Below are 18270 nucleotides of genomic sequence, written 5' to 3' on the forward strand. Positions count from 1 at the left end.
TCTTGATGTTCTGTGTCAGGCAAGCTGGCTTGCCCTGGGGTTATTGGTGGTCATCGGCGAAGGCGCGGGTGCTGATTCGGTCGATGAACAGCGTCGCGGCCAACAGGTCGGCGGCACCGCCCGGCGAGGCGTTCTGCGCCAGCATCAGCCCATCCAGCCGGGCCAGCGCGGCGCGGCCGGCGGGCTGGGCGCAGCCGCCGGCCGCCAATACCAGTCGCGCCCCCAGTTGCATGCTTTGCAGGCCGGCAAGGCCGGCGCGAGACAGTACGCAGGTATCGCTGAGCGACGCCATGATCGCCATCAGTGCATCCAGCTGAGCCAGGTGGTCATCCGCTCCGTTACGGCGGCTGCGGCGCAGTTGCGGCAGCGCGCACTGCATAATGTGCGGGAAACCCTGCTGGGCCTCCTCCCTGGCGCCGGGCAACTTGTAGCGCTGAGTAGCGCGTAATCCTTTGCTGAAAGATTTAGGCGCATCCACATCCGGCAAGCACGCCAACGCCGCCGCCTGGGCGGTGATCTGGGCGGCGCTGCCTTGGCCGCCGAGCATCGCCGCCGCACTGACCAGCAATCCCAGCGCCCAGATGGCGCCGCGATGGGTATTGACGCCCTGGGTGGCCGCCATCATTTGCCGTTCGCCATCACGGCCCAGTTTTCCCACCCGCTGGCGCAGCGCCACATCCACCGGTCGGCACCAACTGTGCAGCGCCAGGGCATGGAATGTCGGCTGCAAACTGCGGGCCGAGCGTTCCATCAGCGCCAGCGTCAAGTCCTGGTGAGCGCCGCTGCCGCGGCTGTCCACCAGGCCCGGCTTCGGGCTGAGTCGCGCTTCATCGATCAATGCTGCGGTGGCGAGCTCGGATAATGCCGTGGCGCAACGCGCTGCTTCGGTTGAGGAAAAACCGGGACGTATCTGCATTACCAGCTCCGGAATTTAGCCGGTGGGTTATATAAACCGCCGGACCATTCAACCAAGTCCGCCACGCTGCCGGCCGCCAGTAATGAACGGCTGGCCTCGCTGCGACGAATATTCAGGTCTTCCGGCAGCGCCACTTTGCCTTCTTTACGAAGCGAAGCGACGCGAGCGGCATCGACGCCCAGACCGATATCGGTAATGCCGGCCACCGCCGCTACCATGGCCCGCCGCTCTTCCATCGACTGGGCACGGTACAGATAGGCAATCCCTTCTTCGGTAAGCACATGGGTGACGTCATCGCCATAAATCATTACCGGCGCCAGCGGCATGGCGGTGGCTTTGGCCACATCGACAGCGTCGAGTTTTTCGACAAACGTCGGTTTCACCCCTGCCTGGAACGTTTCTACCATCTGCACCACCAGTTTGCGGCCGCGCACCATCGGATCGGGTTTATCGATCATCGCCAGCCAGGCCGGTGTGGCATGACGCCGTCCATGGGGATCGTGGCCCATATTCGGCGCGCCGCCAAACCCGGACAGACGTCCGCGGGTAACGGTCGAGGAGTTGGCATCACCGTCTACCTGCAGGGTAGAGCCGATAAACATATCAACCGCATACTGGCCGGCCAGCTGACAGAAGGCCCGATTGGAACGCATAGAGCCGTCTGCGCCGGTAAAGAACACATCCGGGCGGGCTGCGATATATTGTTCCATTCCCAGCTCACTGCCGAAGCTGTGAATGCTCTCTACCCAGCCGCTTTCAATGGCCGGAATCAGCGTGGGGTGCGGATTTAGCGTCCAGTGTTTACAGATTTTGCCTTTCAGGCCCAGGCGTTCACCATAGGTCGGCAGCAGCAGTTCTATGGCGGCGGTATTAAAACCGATACCGTGGTTCAGAGACTGCACCTGATGTTCGGCGTAGATACCTTTGATGGCCATCATCGCCATCAGCACGTGTTCCTGCTTGATAAGCCGCGGATCGCGGGTAAACAGCGGTTCGATAAAGAACGGCTGGTCCGCCAGCACCACGAAATCTATCCAGGAACCGGGAATATCCACCCGCGGCAAATCGCACTCATCATCCACCAGTTCGTTGACCTGGGCGATGACGATACCGTCATGGAAAGCGGCCGCTTCGACCAGGGCCGGGGTGTCTTCAGTACTGGCACCGGTATAAAGGTTGCCCTTGCGGTCAGCTTTGAAACCGGCAATCAATGCGACGTTCGGTGAGAGATCGACATACAGCCGCGCATAGAGTTCGATGTAAGTGTGGATAGCGCCGATTTCCAGTACGCCATCTTCCAGCAACTGGGAGATACGAACGCTTTGGGTACCGGAAAAAGAGAAATCGAGTTTGCGGGCGATGCCCTTTTCAAAGATATCCAGGTGTTCGCTGCGCCCTACGCTAGGCATGATCATATGCAGATCGTGGACTTTGGCCGGGGAAACTTCCGCCAACATGCGGGATAGAAAATCCGCCTGCTTTTGGTTATTGCCTTCCAGTACCACGCGATCGCCGGGGGCGATAAGCTTTTCAAGGATCTGGGGCAGAGAGTCGGTAGGTAAAACTTTATCGGGTAAATTGAGCGATGCGATACGACGTCTTTTTTCACTGCGGCGTGTATCCCAGACGCGTCCTGACGTTGGTCCAGGCAACATGGGTAACCTCCTGATTCATTAGCACTTCAGTCTATTGCTAAGGAAACAGTCTCCGCTTAACCGTCTGGAGCATCAATCAAGCCTGGCGTCCGACTATTAGCCTAAGAGTAATGATTAGCGAGGAATTCATTTTACGGGCGCTAACGGCTGCTCACTGCCGCCTCGGTTATCCGGCCTTACCCTGAGACCTTCCCGGCCGCATCGATTACAGGCCTGACGGTATAGCTGATTACCCTTGGTCAGCACGTCTGAACAGGGCTTATAGCTAAAACAAAGGGCCTCATAAGCAGAAGATTTTTCACTTTCCTCCTTGGCCGCTTATACTTGGCTGACAAAAATTGACACTCTTCTTCTTTTTCAGGTTAAGGCAAGCAAAATGGACTGCATGAAATCTTCTCTGGTGTTACTGATAAGCGCGTTGCTGCCAGCCGGCACTGCGCTTGCCGCCGCCAATAACGTCTTGGTGTATTGCTCTGAAGCGTCGCCGGAATCATTCAACCCGCAAATAGCCAGTTCCGGTCCGTCGTTTGTCGCCAGTTCCCAGACGCTGTACAACCGGCTGATTACTTTTAGAGAAAGCGACAATGAACCGGCGCCGTCCCTGGCCACCGACTGGACCATCAGCCCGGACGGAAAAACCTATACTTTTACCCTGCGCCAAGGGGTAAAATTCAATAGCAACAAATACTTTACCCCGACGCGGGATTTCAACGCCGATGATGTGCTGTTCTCGGTATTGCGTCAAAAAGACGATAGCCATCCCTACCATAAGGTGTCTCAGGCCAGCTATGAATATTTCAACGATGTCGGCCTGGGCAAGCTGATAACAGAGGTCAAGAAGCTGGATGATTATCATGTCCAGTTCACCCTTAACCAACCGGACGCGACCTTTCTGGCGGTCTGGGGTATGGATTTCACCTCGATCCTGTCCGCGGAATATGCCGATGCCATGTTGAAAAGCGGCACGCCGGAACGGGTAGATACCGACCCCATCGGCACCGGCCCTTATAATCTGAAAGACTATAAAGTCGATTCCATTATTCGGTATGAGGCTAATCCGCATTATTGGCAGGGCGCAGTGCCTACCCAGCGGCTGATTTTCTCTATTACCCCCAACGTGACCACCCGGCTGGCGAAACTTGAAAAAAATGAGTGCCAGATTATTCCGGCGCCAAATCCGGTCAACTTTGCTGAAATCAAACGCCATAAAGAATTGACCCTGCACAGCATCGATGGCATGAATGTCGGCTATCTGGCGTTTAATACCGCTAAAAAGCCGTTCGATAATACGCTGGTGCGCCAGGCGCTGAATTACGCGGTGGATAAGAAAGCCATTGTGAATGCGGTATTCCTTGGCTCCGGTTCAGTCGCCAAGTCCCCTATCCCGCCCAATATGCTCGGCTTTGATAAGGCATTGGCGGATTATCCTTACGATCCGGCCAAAGCCAAGGCGTTACTGAAACAGGCTGGGCTGGAAAACGGCTTTACCACCGATATCTGGTCTATGCCGGTACAGCGTCCTTATAACCCAAACTCTCGGCGTATTGCTGAAATGATCCAGAGTGATTGGGCCAAAGTCGGTGTGAACGCGAAAATCGTTAGTTTTGAATGGGGCGAATATCTCAGCGGCATTCGCAAAGGCGAGCATGCCACCGCGCTGTTTGGCTGGGTGTCGGACAATGGCGATCCGGACAACTTTGCCAACACCCTGCTGGGATGCACCAGCATAGAAAGCGGATCCAACGCCGCGTTCTGGTGCAATAAAGCCTATGAAGGCTTTATCCAGCAGGCCAAAGTCAGCAGTGACCCGAAAAAACGCGCTGCCCTGTACCAGCAAGCGCAGCAGGTATTCCATGAGCAGGCGCCTTGGGTGCCGCTGGCTAACGGTAAAACTTTTTATGCTACACGCAGTAATGTGTCCGGCTACAGCGTCAGCCTGAACGGCAGCGATTTCTCCAAAGCCAAGTTGGATTAAGGCCTGCGGATGTTGAACTGAGAACAGGCGACGCTTGCGGTGCTGTTAACTGAGGGATAGCACGATAACCGGCACCGCATGACTGAAAAAACCAAAGGGCCGTGCCTCAAGCACAGCCCTTTTTAGCGCGAAGTCTATCAGCCGCTGTTAAAACATCAATTTTCCAGCTGATAGGTTAACGTGATCTCAGCATTAAATAGTTTGGACACCGGGCAGCCCGCTTTGGCCTGCTGGATGATACCGTCGAAGGTGTCTTTATCAATGCCGGGCAGTTTCACTTTACTGTCCAGCGCAATGCCGGTAATGGCAAAACCGCCGTCAGCTTTATCAAGTGCGACAGTGGCTACGGTGTCGATGCTTTCAGGTGGGTGTCCGGCTTCGCCGAGCATCAGCGATAGCGCCATGGAGAAACAGGCGGCATGGGCCGCGCCGATAAGTTCTTCCGGGTTGGTGCCGGCTTGGCCTTCGAAGCGGGTATTAAAACCATAGGGCTGTTCTTTCAGGGCACCGCTTTCAGTCGAAATAGTGCCTTTGCCCTGCTTGATGTCGCCTTCCCAATGGGCCTGTCCTTTCTTATGGATAGTCATTATTTCCTCCAGTTTTTCTGACACAGGCATTAAGTATAGTTTGCCCTGGCGGTTTTGCGAGGCGACGACCGGCTACGGTGTCCTGCCGCTTGCTCGCCGATGGGCCGCGGCCCCTGTTATCTGCCGATCCGACGGCGGTTGCTGAGGACCAGGTGGGCGATAACACCGCCGACCAGCCCCCAGAATGCCGAGCCGATACCCAGCAAGGTGACGCCGGAGGCAGTAACCAGAAAGGTGATCATCGCCGCATCGCGCTGATGCTCATTTTCCAGCGCCCGATAGACACTGCCAGCGATAGTGCCGAGCAGTGCCAGCCCGGCGATGGTGTGGACGACTGCTTGCGGCAACGCGGTAAACAGCATGCCGATAGAACCGCCAAATACACCGGCCAGCACATAAAAAACACCGGCAGCCACGGCGGCAAAATAGCGCTTTTTCGCATCAGGGTGAATATCTTCGCCCATACAGATGGCGGCGGTGATCGCCGCAATACAGACGCTAAAGCCGCCCAATGGCGCCAGCACCAAGGCCGTCAGCGCCGTCCAGCTTATCAGCGGAGAGACCGGCACAGCGTAGCCATGGGCTCTGAGCGTGGCGATACCGGGCGCATTTTGCGATGCCATGGTCACTACAAAGAACGGAATGCCAATGCCGATAAGCGAAGACAGGGTGAAGTGCGGCATCACCCATTCGGGAACGACAAAACGCAGCGCCTGGTCAGCCAGTACGATTTCCCCGCGCAGTGCGGCCACCGCCAGCCCAGCCGTCAGCGCCAGCAGGACGGCATAACGCGGGCATAGCCGTTTAGCCAACAGATAAGCCAGACACATGGCTCCGGTCAAAACAAAATTGCTTTCCAGCGCGGTAAAGGCGCTGAGCCCGAAACTCAGCAGGATGCCGGCCAGCATAGCGGACGAAAGTGCCTGGGGAATATGATCCATCAGCCTGGCAAACAGGCCGGTGACGCCGCACAGCAGCATCAGGCCGGCGGCAAAGACAAACACGCCGATGGCTTCATTGATTGACGTCCCCGGCAGGCTGGTGACCAGCAATGCCGCGCCAGGGGTAGACCAGGCAGTGACCACCGGCGTCCGGTAATACAGCGACAAGCCGATACTGGTGATGCCCATCCCCAGGCCCAGCATGGTCAGCCAACCGCCAATCTGCAGTAGGCTGGCGCCCGCCGCCTGTGCGGCCTGGAAAATGATGGCCGCAGAGCTGGTGTAACCGACTAACACTGCGACAAATCCTGCGGTGACGGCTGAAAAAGTCACCTGTTTGAAATTCAAACCCAACGGCATGGCGGCTCATCCTTCTGTTACGGCGGCCTGGAGTTATGTTTTACTGCGTAAAAATCGATAGAACGGATGTTAAATTTTACCCAACGTTATTTTAAATACATCCTTTTACGCCATTCAGCTATATAAAGCTGAAAATAATATTTAACCATTGCCCGGTCGATGAATATCATAACTCCCGGATATATCGTCCCTGCTGGGGCAAGGGTACTAAGGCAGACAGGCCGCCGCGTCAAGCCCGCCCCATTTACACCGTTCTCAACAAGATCCTCTTAAAGGAATCCCGATGAATGTTATTACCCTGGCCGGCAGCCCTCGCTTGCCCTCACGTTCTTCATCACTGCTTACCCTGTCACAGCGCTGGCTAGAACAACAAGGTTTTACCGTCACTCCGTGGGATCTGTTCAATTTCAAGGCGGAAGATCTGCTGTATGCCCGCTTTGACAGCCCGGCACTGCAAGCCTTCAATGAACAACTGGCCCAAGCGGATGGCGTCATTATCAGTACGCCTATCTATAAAGCGTCCTTTAGCGGCGCATTGAAAACATTACTGGATTTACTGCCCGAGCGGGCGTTCGAGCATAAAGTTATTTTGCCGATGGCCACCGGCGGGTCGGTTGGCCATATGCTGGCGCTGGATTACGCCCTAAAGCCGGTGCTTAACGCGCTTAAATCCCAGGAAATACTGCATGGGGTGTTTGCCGATGACAGCCAGATCACCCAGTATGACCGCAATCCACTGCTCAGCCCCGCCCTGGAAACCCGGTTGTTCGATTCATTGGAAACCTTTACCCGGGCGCTGGCAAGGCAAAGCCAGTTCAATCTGGCCGGCGTTTCGTCACTCGCCTAATACATGGCTTTCACCGGGCCAGCGAATCACTGGCATCCTCTGCTCAGTGATTCACCGCCATCACCCCGTGGATGAATTCATCCCCCCGCCGGAGCCCATTGCTCGTCAGCCCGGCCAAAATTTTATCCAGCCGATAGCCGATGGCGGCGACTGATGCCAGTCCAACCCCTTAACTAGCCTTCGACAGATGGCGGCAACTGATGGCGATTAAGGGTTATAGATATTGCCGAATCACCTCGCGTTGCTGAGGGTGCAGATACGCGGTTTCACTTTTGCTCATTACCCTGCCTACCCTTTCCGAAAATATGACAAAAGCCATCATCAGAAGATGAGCAAAACAGGGGTAAACAACAACGAATTTAAATGGCAATGCTATCCCTAAAACAGGCATAAAAAATCCGGCCACCCGGTGCCGGATTATCTTGTTTTAAGCGCTATGCTGAGCACTTCCCCCAAAAACAGCGCAAATGCTTAGCCGGTGGCGGCTACGCCAGTATCGCCAGATCGGCTGCGTTAAAGCCGCGCAGCTCCTGGCGCTTATCATTCCGCACTTTTTCCGGCCATTGGGCGTCGGAGATCAACGCCCGGCCGACGGCAATCAGATCAAATTCTTCCCGCTCAAGGCGCTGATACAGACTGTCCAGAGCTGCGGCGCCAGAGCCCTGCCCGCCAAAAGCGGCAAAGAAGTCCGAGTCCAGCCCGACCGAGCCGACGCTGATGGTGGCGGCGCCGGTCAGTTTTTTTGCCCAGCCGGCAAAGTTCATACCGCCGGTTCCGTCTATTTCAGGGAACTCGGGCTCCCAGAAACGGCGCTGGGAACAGTGAAGAATATCCACCCCAGCCTCGACCAGCGGCATCAGCCATTGGGTCATTTTCTCAGGAGATTGCGCCAGACGAGCCTGGTAGTCCTGCTGTTTCCACTGGCTTACCCGCAGGATCAATGGGAAGTCCGGCCCGACGGCGGTGCGGACCGCGCTGACCACTTCGGCGGCGAAACGCGCGCGTTCCGCAATGGTCGCGCCGCCGTAAGCATCGGTACGTTTATTGGTGCCTGACCAGAAGAACTGGTCAATCAGATAGCCATGGGCACCATGCAGTTCCAGGGTATCAAACCCCAGCCGCTTGGCATCGGCGGCGGCGCTGGCAAAGGCGGCTACGGTGTCGGCAATATCCTCTTCAGTCATCACGTTGCCGCGCGGTTCATCAGGCCCGACCAGGCCTGACGGACTTTCCACCGGAGCGTCCGGCTCCCAGTCCGGCATGCGGGTTGAACCGGTATGCCATAGCTGCGGGCCAATCAGGCCACCGGCCTGATGCACCGCCTTGGCGACCGCCTGCCAGCCTGTCAGTGCGGCCTGGCCATGGAAGAATGGGATCCCGGGCATATTGCGCGATGCCGGACGATCAACAACCGTGCCCTCGGTCAGAATCAGCCCTACTCCACCCTCGGCGCGGCGGCGATAATACTGTGCATTGGCCGCGCCGGGGATCCCCTGCTCGGTCATGCCCCGGGTCATAGGCGCCATCACGATTCGGTTGGGAAGCGTCAGGCCTTTCAGTGTGATAGGGCTAAACAGGATATCGTCAGTCATGAATTTTTCCTTTGTGAACATTTGCGCCACCGGAGAAGTGCGGAAACCTGGAAGTTGAAAACATAAGCTAACCGCTCTGCCGTTGGCCAGCTTAACAGTATGAGCCCTTTATCGGGTCGCTTCGATAACGCGCGGCGGCCCGGGATTGGCGGAATCCGGGCAGCATGCCCTGGCGTGCCTCCTGATATGCCTGCCACTGTTCAATATCATGCAGCGGCGGGATGGTCACTGCCTCACGACGGTCAAAACCGACCAGCGCGGCATCCACCAGTTCTTCCACCTCCATTACCGCCGGCAGGGTATTGATATCGGTACCGGAACGTTGCCAGATCTCCGTGCGCGTGGCCGCCGGTAGTACCGCCTGGACATAGACCCCTTTGCTTGCCAATTCCAGGTTGAGTCCCTGAGAGAGGTACAGTACAAACGCCTTGGTGGCGCCATATACCGACATGCCGAACTCCGGCGCCAGGCCGACCACTGAACCGATATTGATGATTGCCCCCTCACCCGCTGCCGCCAGACGCGGCGCTGCCGCACTGGCAAGCCGCACCAGGGCGGTGGTATTCAGGCTAACCAGCCTGCCGATATCGTCGGTAGACTGTTCGGTAAAGCGGCCGCCCAGGCTGATGCCGGCATTGTTGACCAGGATACCGATCTGCACATCATTGCGCAGCCGTGCTTCTACCTTTGCCAGGTCGGCGGCAGCGGTCAAATCCGCCTTGATGATATCAATCTCTACCTGATGCCGATGACGAAGGCCGGAAGCCAATGCCGCCATGCGGCAAGCATCGCGGGCCACCAGCACCAGGTTATGACCGCGTTGGGCAAAACGCTCGGCATAGGTGGCGCCAATGCCGGTTGAGGCGCCGGTGATAAGAACGGTAGGACACGTATTCATAGTGATGTTCTCAGAGGATAGTGGGGCAACAGCCCATAAAGGATCGCTATTTATAAATGATATACGTCATGTATAAATTATATTATGACGACCATCATCTAAGTGTCAATCCCTACCGTATGATTAGATGATAAGTGACATTTATGAGAATTATCGACTATCATAAATAATCATCGTGAGGAGAAATTATGGCCCGAGCATCAAAACAACAGATGGCGCTGAATCGCCATGCGATAGTAGCTACCTCGTCCAGGCTGTTTCGAGCCCAGGGATTGAACGGCGTCAGCGTTAATGATCTGATGGCGGCGGTCGGCCTGACCCACGGCGGATTCTACGGCCATTTTGCGTCCAAAGATCAGCTGGCGGCAATCGCCTGCCGCCAGGCACTGGACGATTCTCGCGCTCGCTGGCAGAGTGCCTGTCGCCAGCCTGACCAGGATAATCTCGGTAACTTGGCCGCGTTTTATCTGTCTGCCGCCCATCGCGACAATATTGATGATGGCTGCGCTATTACCGCATTAGCCAGCGATGTGGCCCGCGAGAGCGAGGATAAGCCGGTACGTGCAGTCTATATCGACGGGGTAAAATCGATGCTGGCCAGGCTGGAATCATTTTCGAATAATGATAATCAGCCTGAAGAACGCCAGCAGGCACTGGCTCGGTTGGCCCTGCTGGTCGGATCGCTGACCCTTGCCAGGGCCACGGCCGGCGACCCGTTATCAGATGCATTTCTTGCAGCGGCCAGGCAAAGCCTGCTCAAGGAACAAGCCAAGCCAGGGGATACGCCCCGGCATCAGGAGTAAGACGCGATGCTGATAGCTCAGTTTACCGAGTGACGGTCTAAAGCAGCCTTCCGGCATCATTAGCGGCTACCTTAACGACATTTATCAGCCCCTCCGTTTTAGGGCCGGGTTTCAGATCGGCTGCTTTTCGCCCTCAAGCCTGGCCGCTGGGCTGGCGTGTTCAATCTCGGTGAACGCGCCGCCAATGGCCAATGATTGACATGACCGGCACTTTGTCTAATGATGCTTGATTATGCGCGATTCTGATAATTCTAAGGCTACCATGGTCGACTACGCCGCCTTTCCGCCACAACGGCAGTGCAAAATAAAACAGTTGCTCAGTGAACAGGGCCGCGTGGTCTGTGCTGAGCTGTCGCGCGCGTTGAACGTCTCCGAGCATACCATCCGACGGGATCTGAAAGAGCTGGCTCGGGCCGGAGCCTGCAAGCGGGTGTACGGCGGTGCGGTGAATATGCTGGCGCCGGCCGGCAATTTCAACGAACGTCTGACCGAGGATGATAGCGTCAAAGCGGACATCGCCCGCGCCGCCGTGGGCGTATTGAAGCCCGATACCTGTGTGTTTATCGATGCCGGCACCACCAACCTGGCAGTGGCGAGGCTTATTCCGGATACGATGAAACTGACGGTAGTCTGTAATTCGCCGCTTATCGCGGCAGAGCTGCTGCGGCATCCCGAACTGGAGGTGATATTGATCGGCGGCAAGATTAACCGTGAGACCGGCGGCGCGGTGAGCATTGATACCCTGCGGCAACTGGAGACCATGTATTTCGATCAATGCCTGCTCGGCGGATGCGCTTTTGACGTCCATCATGGCCTGACGGTGTTTGGCTATGAAGAGGCCGAGTTTAAAAAAACCTTGCTCAGGCGCAGCAATGAAATTTTCGTCGCCCTGACGGCCAATAAACTCTCCGCCCTGGCGCGCTATCGGGTATGCGACAGTGATGATATTACCACCCTGTTCACCGACAAAGGGTTATCCGACGCCAGTCTCAACCTGCTCCAGCAACATAAGCTCAATGTCATCGTAGCCCGGTAACCTTGCGAGCCAGTCCCTGCAATGACCCCTTTCCTCCTCAGTTCCTCTGCGGATACCGGTACTGCGCGCTTGGGTTATACGGGTCATGTTGCTCGGCATCCCAGCCCGGCCGGCATTACGCCACGACAGACGTTCATGCTGACGTCATACCGCGTTGATAATTTATAGCGTCATGGTCAAGAGCCGTCGGATGCGCCTATTAGCTCGTTTATGCGCGGTATGCCGGCGAGCGCTGAGTGTATCGGGCGTCGCCAAAAATATTGCCTGCGTCGAAGCAGACTTACACTCACAGCCAATATCCTTATATTTAACTGATAAATAATCGAAATATTACGTTCACACCCTGCCAGGTGAGTAATCATCGCGGGCAATGCTACCCATGACAGTGTCACTTTTTTACAAATACAGCGTCATTACGGTTGAAAAACTGCAGTTAAAAAAGCACAATCAAGCACAATCGAGCAATGAATTACCCTCAGCTGCCGGCAAGGCATCGCTCAGGTCGCGTCTTTCAATATCACTAAAGGAACAATGATGAACTACAACATCCCTGATATCGATTTTTTCCATAAGCTCGCCGATGCGGCCGACCTGCAGACCCTGCCCCGCTACCGAAGCCAGAACGACTTGCATGTGGGCTCCAAGCCCAAAGAAGGCTACCGCTTTGATCCGGTCACCGATGCCGATAGGGAAGCGGAACGGGTGATGCGGGCGTTGATTGATGCAACGTTTCCTGAGCACGCCATTATGGGAGAAGAATTCGGCACCACCGGCAGCGGCCCAATCCAATGGGTGCTGGATCCGGTCGATGGCACTCGGCCTTTTCTGTGCGGCTTGCCGGTATGGGCAACCCTGATAGGTTTGAATGTTGATGGACGGGCGCGGATGGGCATGATGGATCAGCCTTTTACCGGTGAACGGTTCTGGGCCGATGGGCAGCAGGCATGGTATCAGCGCCAAGGGGTAACAACGCCGCTCAGCACCCGCAAAAATGTATCGCTGGCCCAGGCGATACTCCATACCACCTCGCCGGAACCGCTTGCCCGTCACCCCAAAGTCAATTTTGCCGCCCTGTCCGCAGCGACCCTGATGACCCGCTACGGCGGCGAATGCTATGCGATGGCAATGCTGGCCGCCGGCCGAATTGATATCTGCCTGGAATATGATCTCCAGCCCTATGATATTGTGGCGCTGATTCCGATTATTGAGCAGGCAGGCGGTCGGATTACTACCCTTCAGGGGGAACGCCCGGAATCAGGCGGACAGATCCTGGCCTGCGGCTGCCCGCGATTGCATGAACAGGCCCTCAGTATCCTTAATGGCTAAACTTAATTTCCAACACCTGCATGAGCAAGCTCTCAATAGCATTAATGGCTAAACTGAATCTCTATCGCCTTATTTTCCAGCCCCTGCGGGGCCCTTTGCAGTAAGGATTTCTGTTTTATGAGTCAACCCTCAACGCTAAATGCCGCCGCTACCCGCGCAGAGCGGCGGGATACGCCCGCTAAACGCGAGCGAACCGCCACCAGAACGGTTTTTTTTATGGCCGGCTTCGCCACCGCCGCCTGGGCTGCGCTGGTGCCGTTTGCCAAACTGAATACCGGTGTCGGCGACGGCACGCTGGGGATGCTGTTGCTCTGCCTGGGGATGGGTGCGCTGGTGGCGATGCCGCTGACCGGGGTGCTCACCACCCGCTTCGGCTGCCGCAAGGTGATGCTGTTTGCCGTGGTCCTTTTTAGCCTCATGCTGCCGCTGCTGTCGATTATTCCCTCCCCCTGGCTGCTGGCCGTTGCCCTGGTGGCCTTCGGCATCGGTATCGGCACCACCGATTGTGCGATGAATGTGCAGGCGATCATTGTCGAGAAAGCGGCTCCCCGACCGCTGATGTCGGGGTTCCATGGTTTTTACAGCATCGGCGGCATTGCCGGCGCCGGCGCCATGAGCGCCATGATGTCGCTGGGGCTCAGCGCCCTGCTGGCCAGTCTTATCGCCAGCGGCCTGGTGCTGGTGTTACTGGCCGCCAGCCTGCGCGGTTTTCTGCCTTATGCCAACCCGGCCGAAGGGCCGGCGTTCGCCGTGCCGCGCGGAACGGTGCTGGTGCTGGGCGTGATCTGTTTCGCGGTATTTCTGGCCGAGGGGACGGTTTTGGACTGGAGCGCGATTTTCCTCACCGAATACCGTCAATTACCTGACGCCCAGGGCGGATTGGGTTTTGCCTGCTTTGCCGCCGCCATGACGCTGGGCAGACTGACCGGCGACAGCATCGTCGCCCGGTTAGGACAGCATCGGGTGGTGGTGGTTGGCGCGCTGTTGGCGGCGGCGGGCCTGTTTCTCACCCTGTGGCTGCCTTCCTGGACCGCGGCGCTGGTCGGCTATGCCCTGATAGGCATTGGCTGCGCCAATATCGTACCGGTGGTGTTCTCGGCCATCGGCCGTCAGAACAGTATGCCCCAGGCGGTGGCAGTACCTGCGGTGACGACGCTTGGCTATCTCGGCGTACTGGCAGGCCCGGCCAGTATCGGTTTTATCGCCCATCACAGCAGTCTGGCCATCGCATTTGGTTTCGTCGCCGTACTGATGCTGATGGTGGTGCTGCTGGCCAAGGTGGTGAAAAACTAGCGATTTAACATCAGCCGCAACATAAAAGCCCGCGCCAGCGGGTGTTGTCTTGCACCGGGCTGCGGTCATTCATCTGCAGCCCATTGCCGCAACAACGCCGGGTTACCCATTATCGTATGCACGGTGCATGTCCGGTTTCCCGGCCGCATTATCGGCGCCATGAGCCGTTATCAGGTTGATTATCTCGCCCAGCAATTGATACAGCCGGTAGCGATGGCCGGAGCGAGCAGCGGAAGTGGTGCCGTCCGACGTCATCACCACCGTCAGCTTGAGGCTGGGGACGATATAAAGCATCTGGCCGCCAAAGCCCCAGGCATAATGCACATCACGGTCGGCAATTCGGGTGTGAAACCAGCCGTAACCATAGCCATCGCCGGTATATACTGAATGGGTGCGCGTCTGCCAGGATGACCTGATCCACTGCTCAGACAGCAGCCGCTGCCCCTGAGGGGTGACGCCGCCGCTGCGATAAAGCTCGCCGAACGCCAGCAAAGAGCGCGGACTCATCGCCATTTCGTTACCGCCCAGGTAGATACCCTGCGGGTCCCGCGCCCAGTTGGCGATGGTGAATCCGCTGAGCGGCCCCAGCCAGTCCCTGGCAAGCGCAAGGGTGCTTTTGCCGGTCCGGCGAGTAAGAATGGCCGACAGCAGGTGGGTAGAGCCGGTAGAGTAAATCATTGCGCCACCCGGCTGGTCCTGAAACGGTCGAGCCAGCGCTGCGCGGACCCAGTTCCGGCTGCTGACCCATGCGCCATAGCCGGGGCCGGAGGTCGACCCCAGCCCGGCCTGCATCGAAAGCAGATGACCGAGGGTCAGCCGGCCGAAACGGGGGTCAGGATTGGCCGGCAACTCTTTTTCCAGCAGCCCGGCCACTTTTTGGTCGCTGCCGGTCAATATGCCTTTGTCGATAGCGATACCGACCAAGGCCGATATCACCGTTTTGGATGCTGATTTGATATTGGTGGCTGAGGTGGTCCGGTGGCCGCGATAGCCACGCTCGGCCAGTATCTGGCCATCGCGGGCGATAATCAGCGTTTCCAGCGGCTGGATAGCGCCGGCCTGGTCGGCCAGTTGACTGATGGCGAGCGGCGGCGCGGCGCTCGCCTGGGGCAGCAGCGGCAGTAGCGGCAGCACAATAATCGGTATCAGCAAAGCGCGCATCAGCGGCCCTGGCAGCCGTGTAATCCCACTCTTCGGCCATACTACTGCGGCCAGCCCCACCACGCTGAAGATCTTCCTCGCGCTGAGCGCCCCTTTCGCCGCTGCTGACTGCTGCATCCGTTTTCCCCTTCAAAGCGCCTGGCAATAGTATGAGTGTAAGACCAAATCCGGCACGCTGTCTGGACTATGGCGCGACGATAGCCGTTTCCCCGCTTGATCAGATCAATATTTCATTTATATGTGACTTTTTTTTCTTTTATTTGAACAATATTTATCGCCTGAAAAATGCCGTTAGGAAACATCTCTGACCTGCTAAAAAAGCCGATAACCGAATAATGCCGCCTTCCACCCGCCCCCGGCCAGTGTTTCATTTAACGCCGCTCTGGCCAGCCGGAAAGGCGCGCTATTGACTGCATCGTACCAACATGGTTTGTTGAACCAATTGAAGATTGGAACGAACCAATGGGCAAATCATTAGAAAATAATATGATAAAAAATTCCGATATTGCGCCAGAGTATTCCTCAATCGGCCAGGAGAATTCCAATTATGCTCTTGGCCGGTTACGCGAACTGCTGAGCCACAGCGCCATTGAACCCAACGGCAAATTACCTACCGAACGGGCACTCTCAGAGCGTTGGGGCGTCGGCCGGCGGGAGGTGCGCCGAGCGCTGGAAGTGGTCGAAGCCGAAGGGCTTATCTGGCGCAAACAGGGAGCGGGGACCTTTCTTGGCCAAAAGCCCGATGATTGGGGCAATCATGCGGCCAATCTGATCGATGGAACCAATTTTATGGAGATCATGGAAGTCCGGCTGCGTCTTGAGCCGCAGTTAGCCCAGTTAGCGGCGCTGCGCGCCAAGCCGCGCGATATTGAAAAGATGCGCACCCTGCTCGACAAGATTGGCGAGCGTGACGATGCCGACTGGGGTGAGCTGTGGGATGGCGCGCTGCACCGGGTGATTGCCCAAAGCGCCGGCAATCAGTTGTTCCTATCGCTGTTCGATATCGTCAACCGCGTCCGGCAAGACCCCGCCTGGCAAGCGCTGCGTGAACGAGCGCGTAAACAGCCGCCGTCGATGGGCTCCCATGATCACCACACCGAGATCATCGAGGCCATAGCCGCCAGGGATCCGCAACGAGCAGGAGACGCGATGCGCCTGCATCTGCTGACCCTGCAGGAGCGGCTGATACGCCAGACCTCCATGAGCCATCTGGTCCCGAACGTCGATGGCAGCGTAACGGTCGATAGCACCGATTTAGACAGATCCTAGACAGACCACCTTAAAGAGACCTTGGACACACTTGGGGCAGGCCCAGTCCTGCCTGCCCCCCCCCACCAGAGGAATGACAAAATGACTCGATTTACCCTACAGGCCGGGCTGTTGCTGGCCGGGACTATGCTAGCCTCCACGGCCTATGCCAGCGAAATGCGCATTGGCCTGATGGACGATGCCGACGTACTGGATCCGGCCCAGTCACGGTCATTTGTCGGCCGTCTGGTCTATACCAGCCTGTGCGATAAACTGGTGGATGTGGATAATCAGCTGACGGTTATCCCTCAGCTCGCCACAAAATGGGCATGGGGCAATGAAGGACGCACCCTGACCATGGATCTGCGCCAGGGGGTAAAATTCCACGATGGCACGCCGTTTAACGCTGACGCGGTGGTCTATAACATCAACCGTAACCTGACCCTGCCCGAATCCCGCCGCAAGAGTGAGCTGTCCTCGGTGGCCAAGGTGGAAGCCAGCGGCGAATACCAGGTGACCTTCACGCTGAAAAGCCCGGATGTCAGTCTGCTGGCGCAGCTGTCCGACCGCGCCGGCATGATGATTTCCCCGACCGCCGGCAAGGCGCTGGGCGCCAATTTCGGTTCCAACCCGGTCTGCTCAGGCGCCTTCAAATTTGTGCAGCGCGTTCAGCAGGACCGCATTGTACTGGAAAAATTTGCCGACTACTGGAACGCGGATAAGGTGTATCTCGATAAAGTGACCTTCCTGCCGATACCGGACACCACCGTGCGCCTGGCCAACCTGCAATCGGGCGAGCTCGATCTGGCTGAACGTATTTCCGCCTCCGACGTTGAGGCGGTCAAGAAAGACGCCAACCTGGTCTACGGCAAAGTGGTCGGCCCGGGCTATCTGTCGCTGTATGTCAATGTCGGCAATGGCGCCAAGGCGGATAATCCTTTTGGCAAGGATAAGCGCCTGCGCCAGGCCTTCTCTTTGTCAATCGATCGCGACGCCATCAATCAGGTGGTTTATGAAGGCACCGCCCTGCCCGGCAACCAGCCCTGGCCGTCGACCAGCCCTTGGTATAACAAGGACCTGCCGGTACCGACGCGGGATGTGGCCAAAGCCAAGGCGTTGATGAAAGCCGCCGGCTATGATCGTTTTACCCTTGAACTGCAGCATGCCAATAACACCACCCAGACCCAGATGATGCAGGTCATCCAGTCGATGGCCGCCGAAGCCGGTTTTGACGTCAAACTGAAGTCGACCGAGTTTGCCACCCTGCTGTCCGAACAGTCTGCCGGCAACTACCAGCTGTCACGTTCCGACTGGTCTGGCCGCTCTGATCCAGACGGCAATGTGCATCAGTTTGTCACCTGCAAGGGCGGTCTTAATGACACCAAGTATTGCAACCCCGAAGTAGATAAGCTGCTTAATGAAGCCCGTGAGACCAGCGACGTCGCGGTACGCAAGGCCAAATATGATGCCGCAACGCGTATTCTGAATGACGATTTGCCGATGATCTATCTGGGCCACCAGGCTTATCTTTATGCCTATTCCAAGAAAATCAGCGGTTTTACCCCCTCGACTGACGGCATGATCCGCCTGACCGGCGTCAAAAAAGCCGACTGAATCCAGCAGCACTCCCCG

15 protein-coding genes are annotated in these 18270 nt (G+C 57.1%); 8 read left to right on the top strand and 7 right to left on the bottom strand.

Going from position 1 to position 18270, the window contains the following annotated elements; translation table 11 throughout:
• Positions 1 to 40 precede the first annotated feature (40 nt).
• Both EDC52_RS02235 and mdcA read right to left on the bottom strand, forming a co-directional pair.
• A complete protein-coding gene (locus EDC52_RS02235; protein WP_131863637.1) occupies positions 41 to 916 on the bottom strand; it encodes a triphosphoribosyl-dephospho-CoA synthase in 876 nt (291 codons plus the stop codon).
• Positions 916 to 2571, bottom strand: a complete 1656-nt coding sequence (gene mdcA, locus EDC52_RS02240; RefSeq protein ID WP_131863638.1) for a malonate decarboxylase subunit alpha — start codon at positions 2569 to 2571, stop codon at positions 916 to 918. Before mdcA ends, EDC52_RS02235 begins: the two co-directional genes overlap by 1 nt.
• Positions 2572 to 2947: 376 nt before the next feature.
• Here mdcA and EDC52_RS02245 point away from each other — a divergent pair, with 376 nt between their 5' ends.
• Positions 2948 to 4546, top strand: coding sequence for an ABC transporter substrate-binding protein (locus EDC52_RS02245; protein ID WP_131863640.1), 1599 nt, complete (start codon positions 2948 to 2950; stop codon positions 4544 to 4546).
• A 155-nt stretch (positions 4547 to 4701) separates the two neighbouring features.
• Here EDC52_RS02245 and EDC52_RS02250 read toward each other — a convergent pair whose 3' ends face one another.
• Together EDC52_RS02250 and EDC52_RS02255 are read right to left on the bottom strand one after the other, a co-directional pair.
• The gene (locus tag EDC52_RS02250; protein ID WP_131863642.1) at positions 4702 to 5133 is read right to left on the bottom strand and encodes an OsmC family protein; all 432 of its coding nucleotides are present in this window, start codon (positions 5131 to 5133) and stop codon (positions 4702 to 4704) included.
• Between the two features lie 116 nt (positions 5134 to 5249).
• Complete coding sequence (locus EDC52_RS02255; protein WP_131863644.1) at positions 5250 to 6434, bottom strand: benzoate/H(+) symporter BenE family transporter; 1185 nt, start codon at positions 6432 to 6434, stop codon at positions 5250 to 5252.
• 283 nt (positions 6435 to 6717) lie between these two features.
• Between EDC52_RS02255 and ssuE the strand changes: the two genes are divergently transcribed.
• Entirely contained in the window at positions 6718 to 7281 is a 564-nt protein-coding gene (gene ssuE / locus EDC52_RS02260; RefSeq protein WP_131863645.1) for an NADPH-dependent FMN reductase, read from the top strand.
• 485 nt (positions 7282 to 7766) lie between these two features.
• On the opposite strand, the gene EDC52_RS02265 is transcribed toward ssuE, so the two are convergent.
• Positions 7767 to 8873 (bottom strand): NADH:flavin oxidoreductase, encoded by a 1107-nt coding sequence (locus EDC52_RS02265; RefSeq protein ID WP_131863647.1) that lies wholly within the window; start codon positions 8871 to 8873, stop codon positions 7767 to 7769.
• Between the two features lie 91 nt (positions 8874 to 8964).
• Positions 8965 to 9771 carry an SDR family NAD(P)-dependent oxidoreductase gene (locus EDC52_RS02270; protein ID WP_131863649.1) on the bottom strand — a complete coding sequence of 269 codons (807 nt, stop codon included), beginning with the start codon at positions 9769 to 9771 and terminating at the stop codon, positions 8965 to 8967.
• Positions 9772 to 9959: 188 nt separating this feature from the next.
• Between EDC52_RS02270 and EDC52_RS02275 the strand changes: the two genes are divergently transcribed.
• The 4 genes from EDC52_RS02275 (at position 9960) to EDC52_RS02290 (ending at position 14229) form a co-directional block, all read left to right on the top strand.
• Positions 9960 to 10574: a TetR/AcrR family transcriptional regulator gene (locus EDC52_RS02275; protein WP_131863651.1), complete on the top strand. Its 615-nt coding sequence runs from the start codon at positions 9960 to 9962 to the stop codon at positions 10572 to 10574.
• Positions 10575 to 10806: 232 nt separating this feature from the next.
• Positions 10807 to 11610, top strand: coding sequence for a DeoR/GlpR family DNA-binding transcription regulator (locus EDC52_RS02280; RefSeq protein WP_230467929.1), 804 nt, complete (start codon positions 10807 to 10809; stop codon positions 11608 to 11610).
• A 534-nt stretch (positions 11611 to 12144) separates the two neighbouring features.
• Positions 12145 to 12936, top strand: a complete 792-nt coding sequence (hisN, locus tag EDC52_RS02285; protein ID WP_131864085.1) for a histidinol-phosphatase — start codon at positions 12145 to 12147, stop codon at positions 12934 to 12936.
• Positions 12937 to 13053: 117 nt separating this feature from the next.
• A complete protein-coding gene (locus EDC52_RS02290) occupies positions 13054 to 14229 on the top strand; it encodes an MFS transporter (RefSeq protein ID WP_131863653.1) in 1176 nt (391 codons plus the stop codon).
• A gap of 102 nt (positions 14230 to 14331) precedes the next feature.
• Here the strand turns inward: EDC52_RS02290 and EDC52_RS02295 are convergent, their stop codons facing one another.
• Complete coding sequence (locus tag EDC52_RS02295) at positions 14332 to 15507, bottom strand: serine hydrolase domain-containing protein (RefSeq protein WP_230467930.1); 1176 nt, start codon at positions 15505 to 15507, stop codon at positions 14332 to 14334.
• A 369-nt stretch (positions 15508 to 15876) separates the two neighbouring features.
• Between EDC52_RS02295 and EDC52_RS02300 the strand changes: the two genes are divergently transcribed.
• Together EDC52_RS02300 and EDC52_RS02305 are read left to right on the top strand one after the other, a co-directional pair.
• Positions 15877 to 16659, top strand: a complete 783-nt coding sequence (locus tag EDC52_RS02300; protein ID WP_131863654.1) for a FadR/GntR family transcriptional regulator — start codon at positions 15877 to 15879, stop codon at positions 16657 to 16659.
• Positions 16660 to 16740: 81 nt separating this feature from the next.
• Complete coding sequence (locus tag EDC52_RS02305; protein ID WP_131863655.1) at positions 16741 to 18252, top strand: ABC transporter substrate-binding protein; 1512 nt, start codon at positions 16741 to 16743, stop codon at positions 18250 to 18252.
• The last annotated feature ends 18 nt before the right edge of the window (positions 18253 to 18270 follow it).

Origin of the sequence: Biostraticola tofi, from assembly GCF_004343195.1 — a bacterium.
Taxonomy (GTDB): domain Bacteria; phylum Pseudomonadota; class Gammaproteobacteria; order Enterobacterales; family Enterobacteriaceae; genus Biostraticola; species Biostraticola tofi.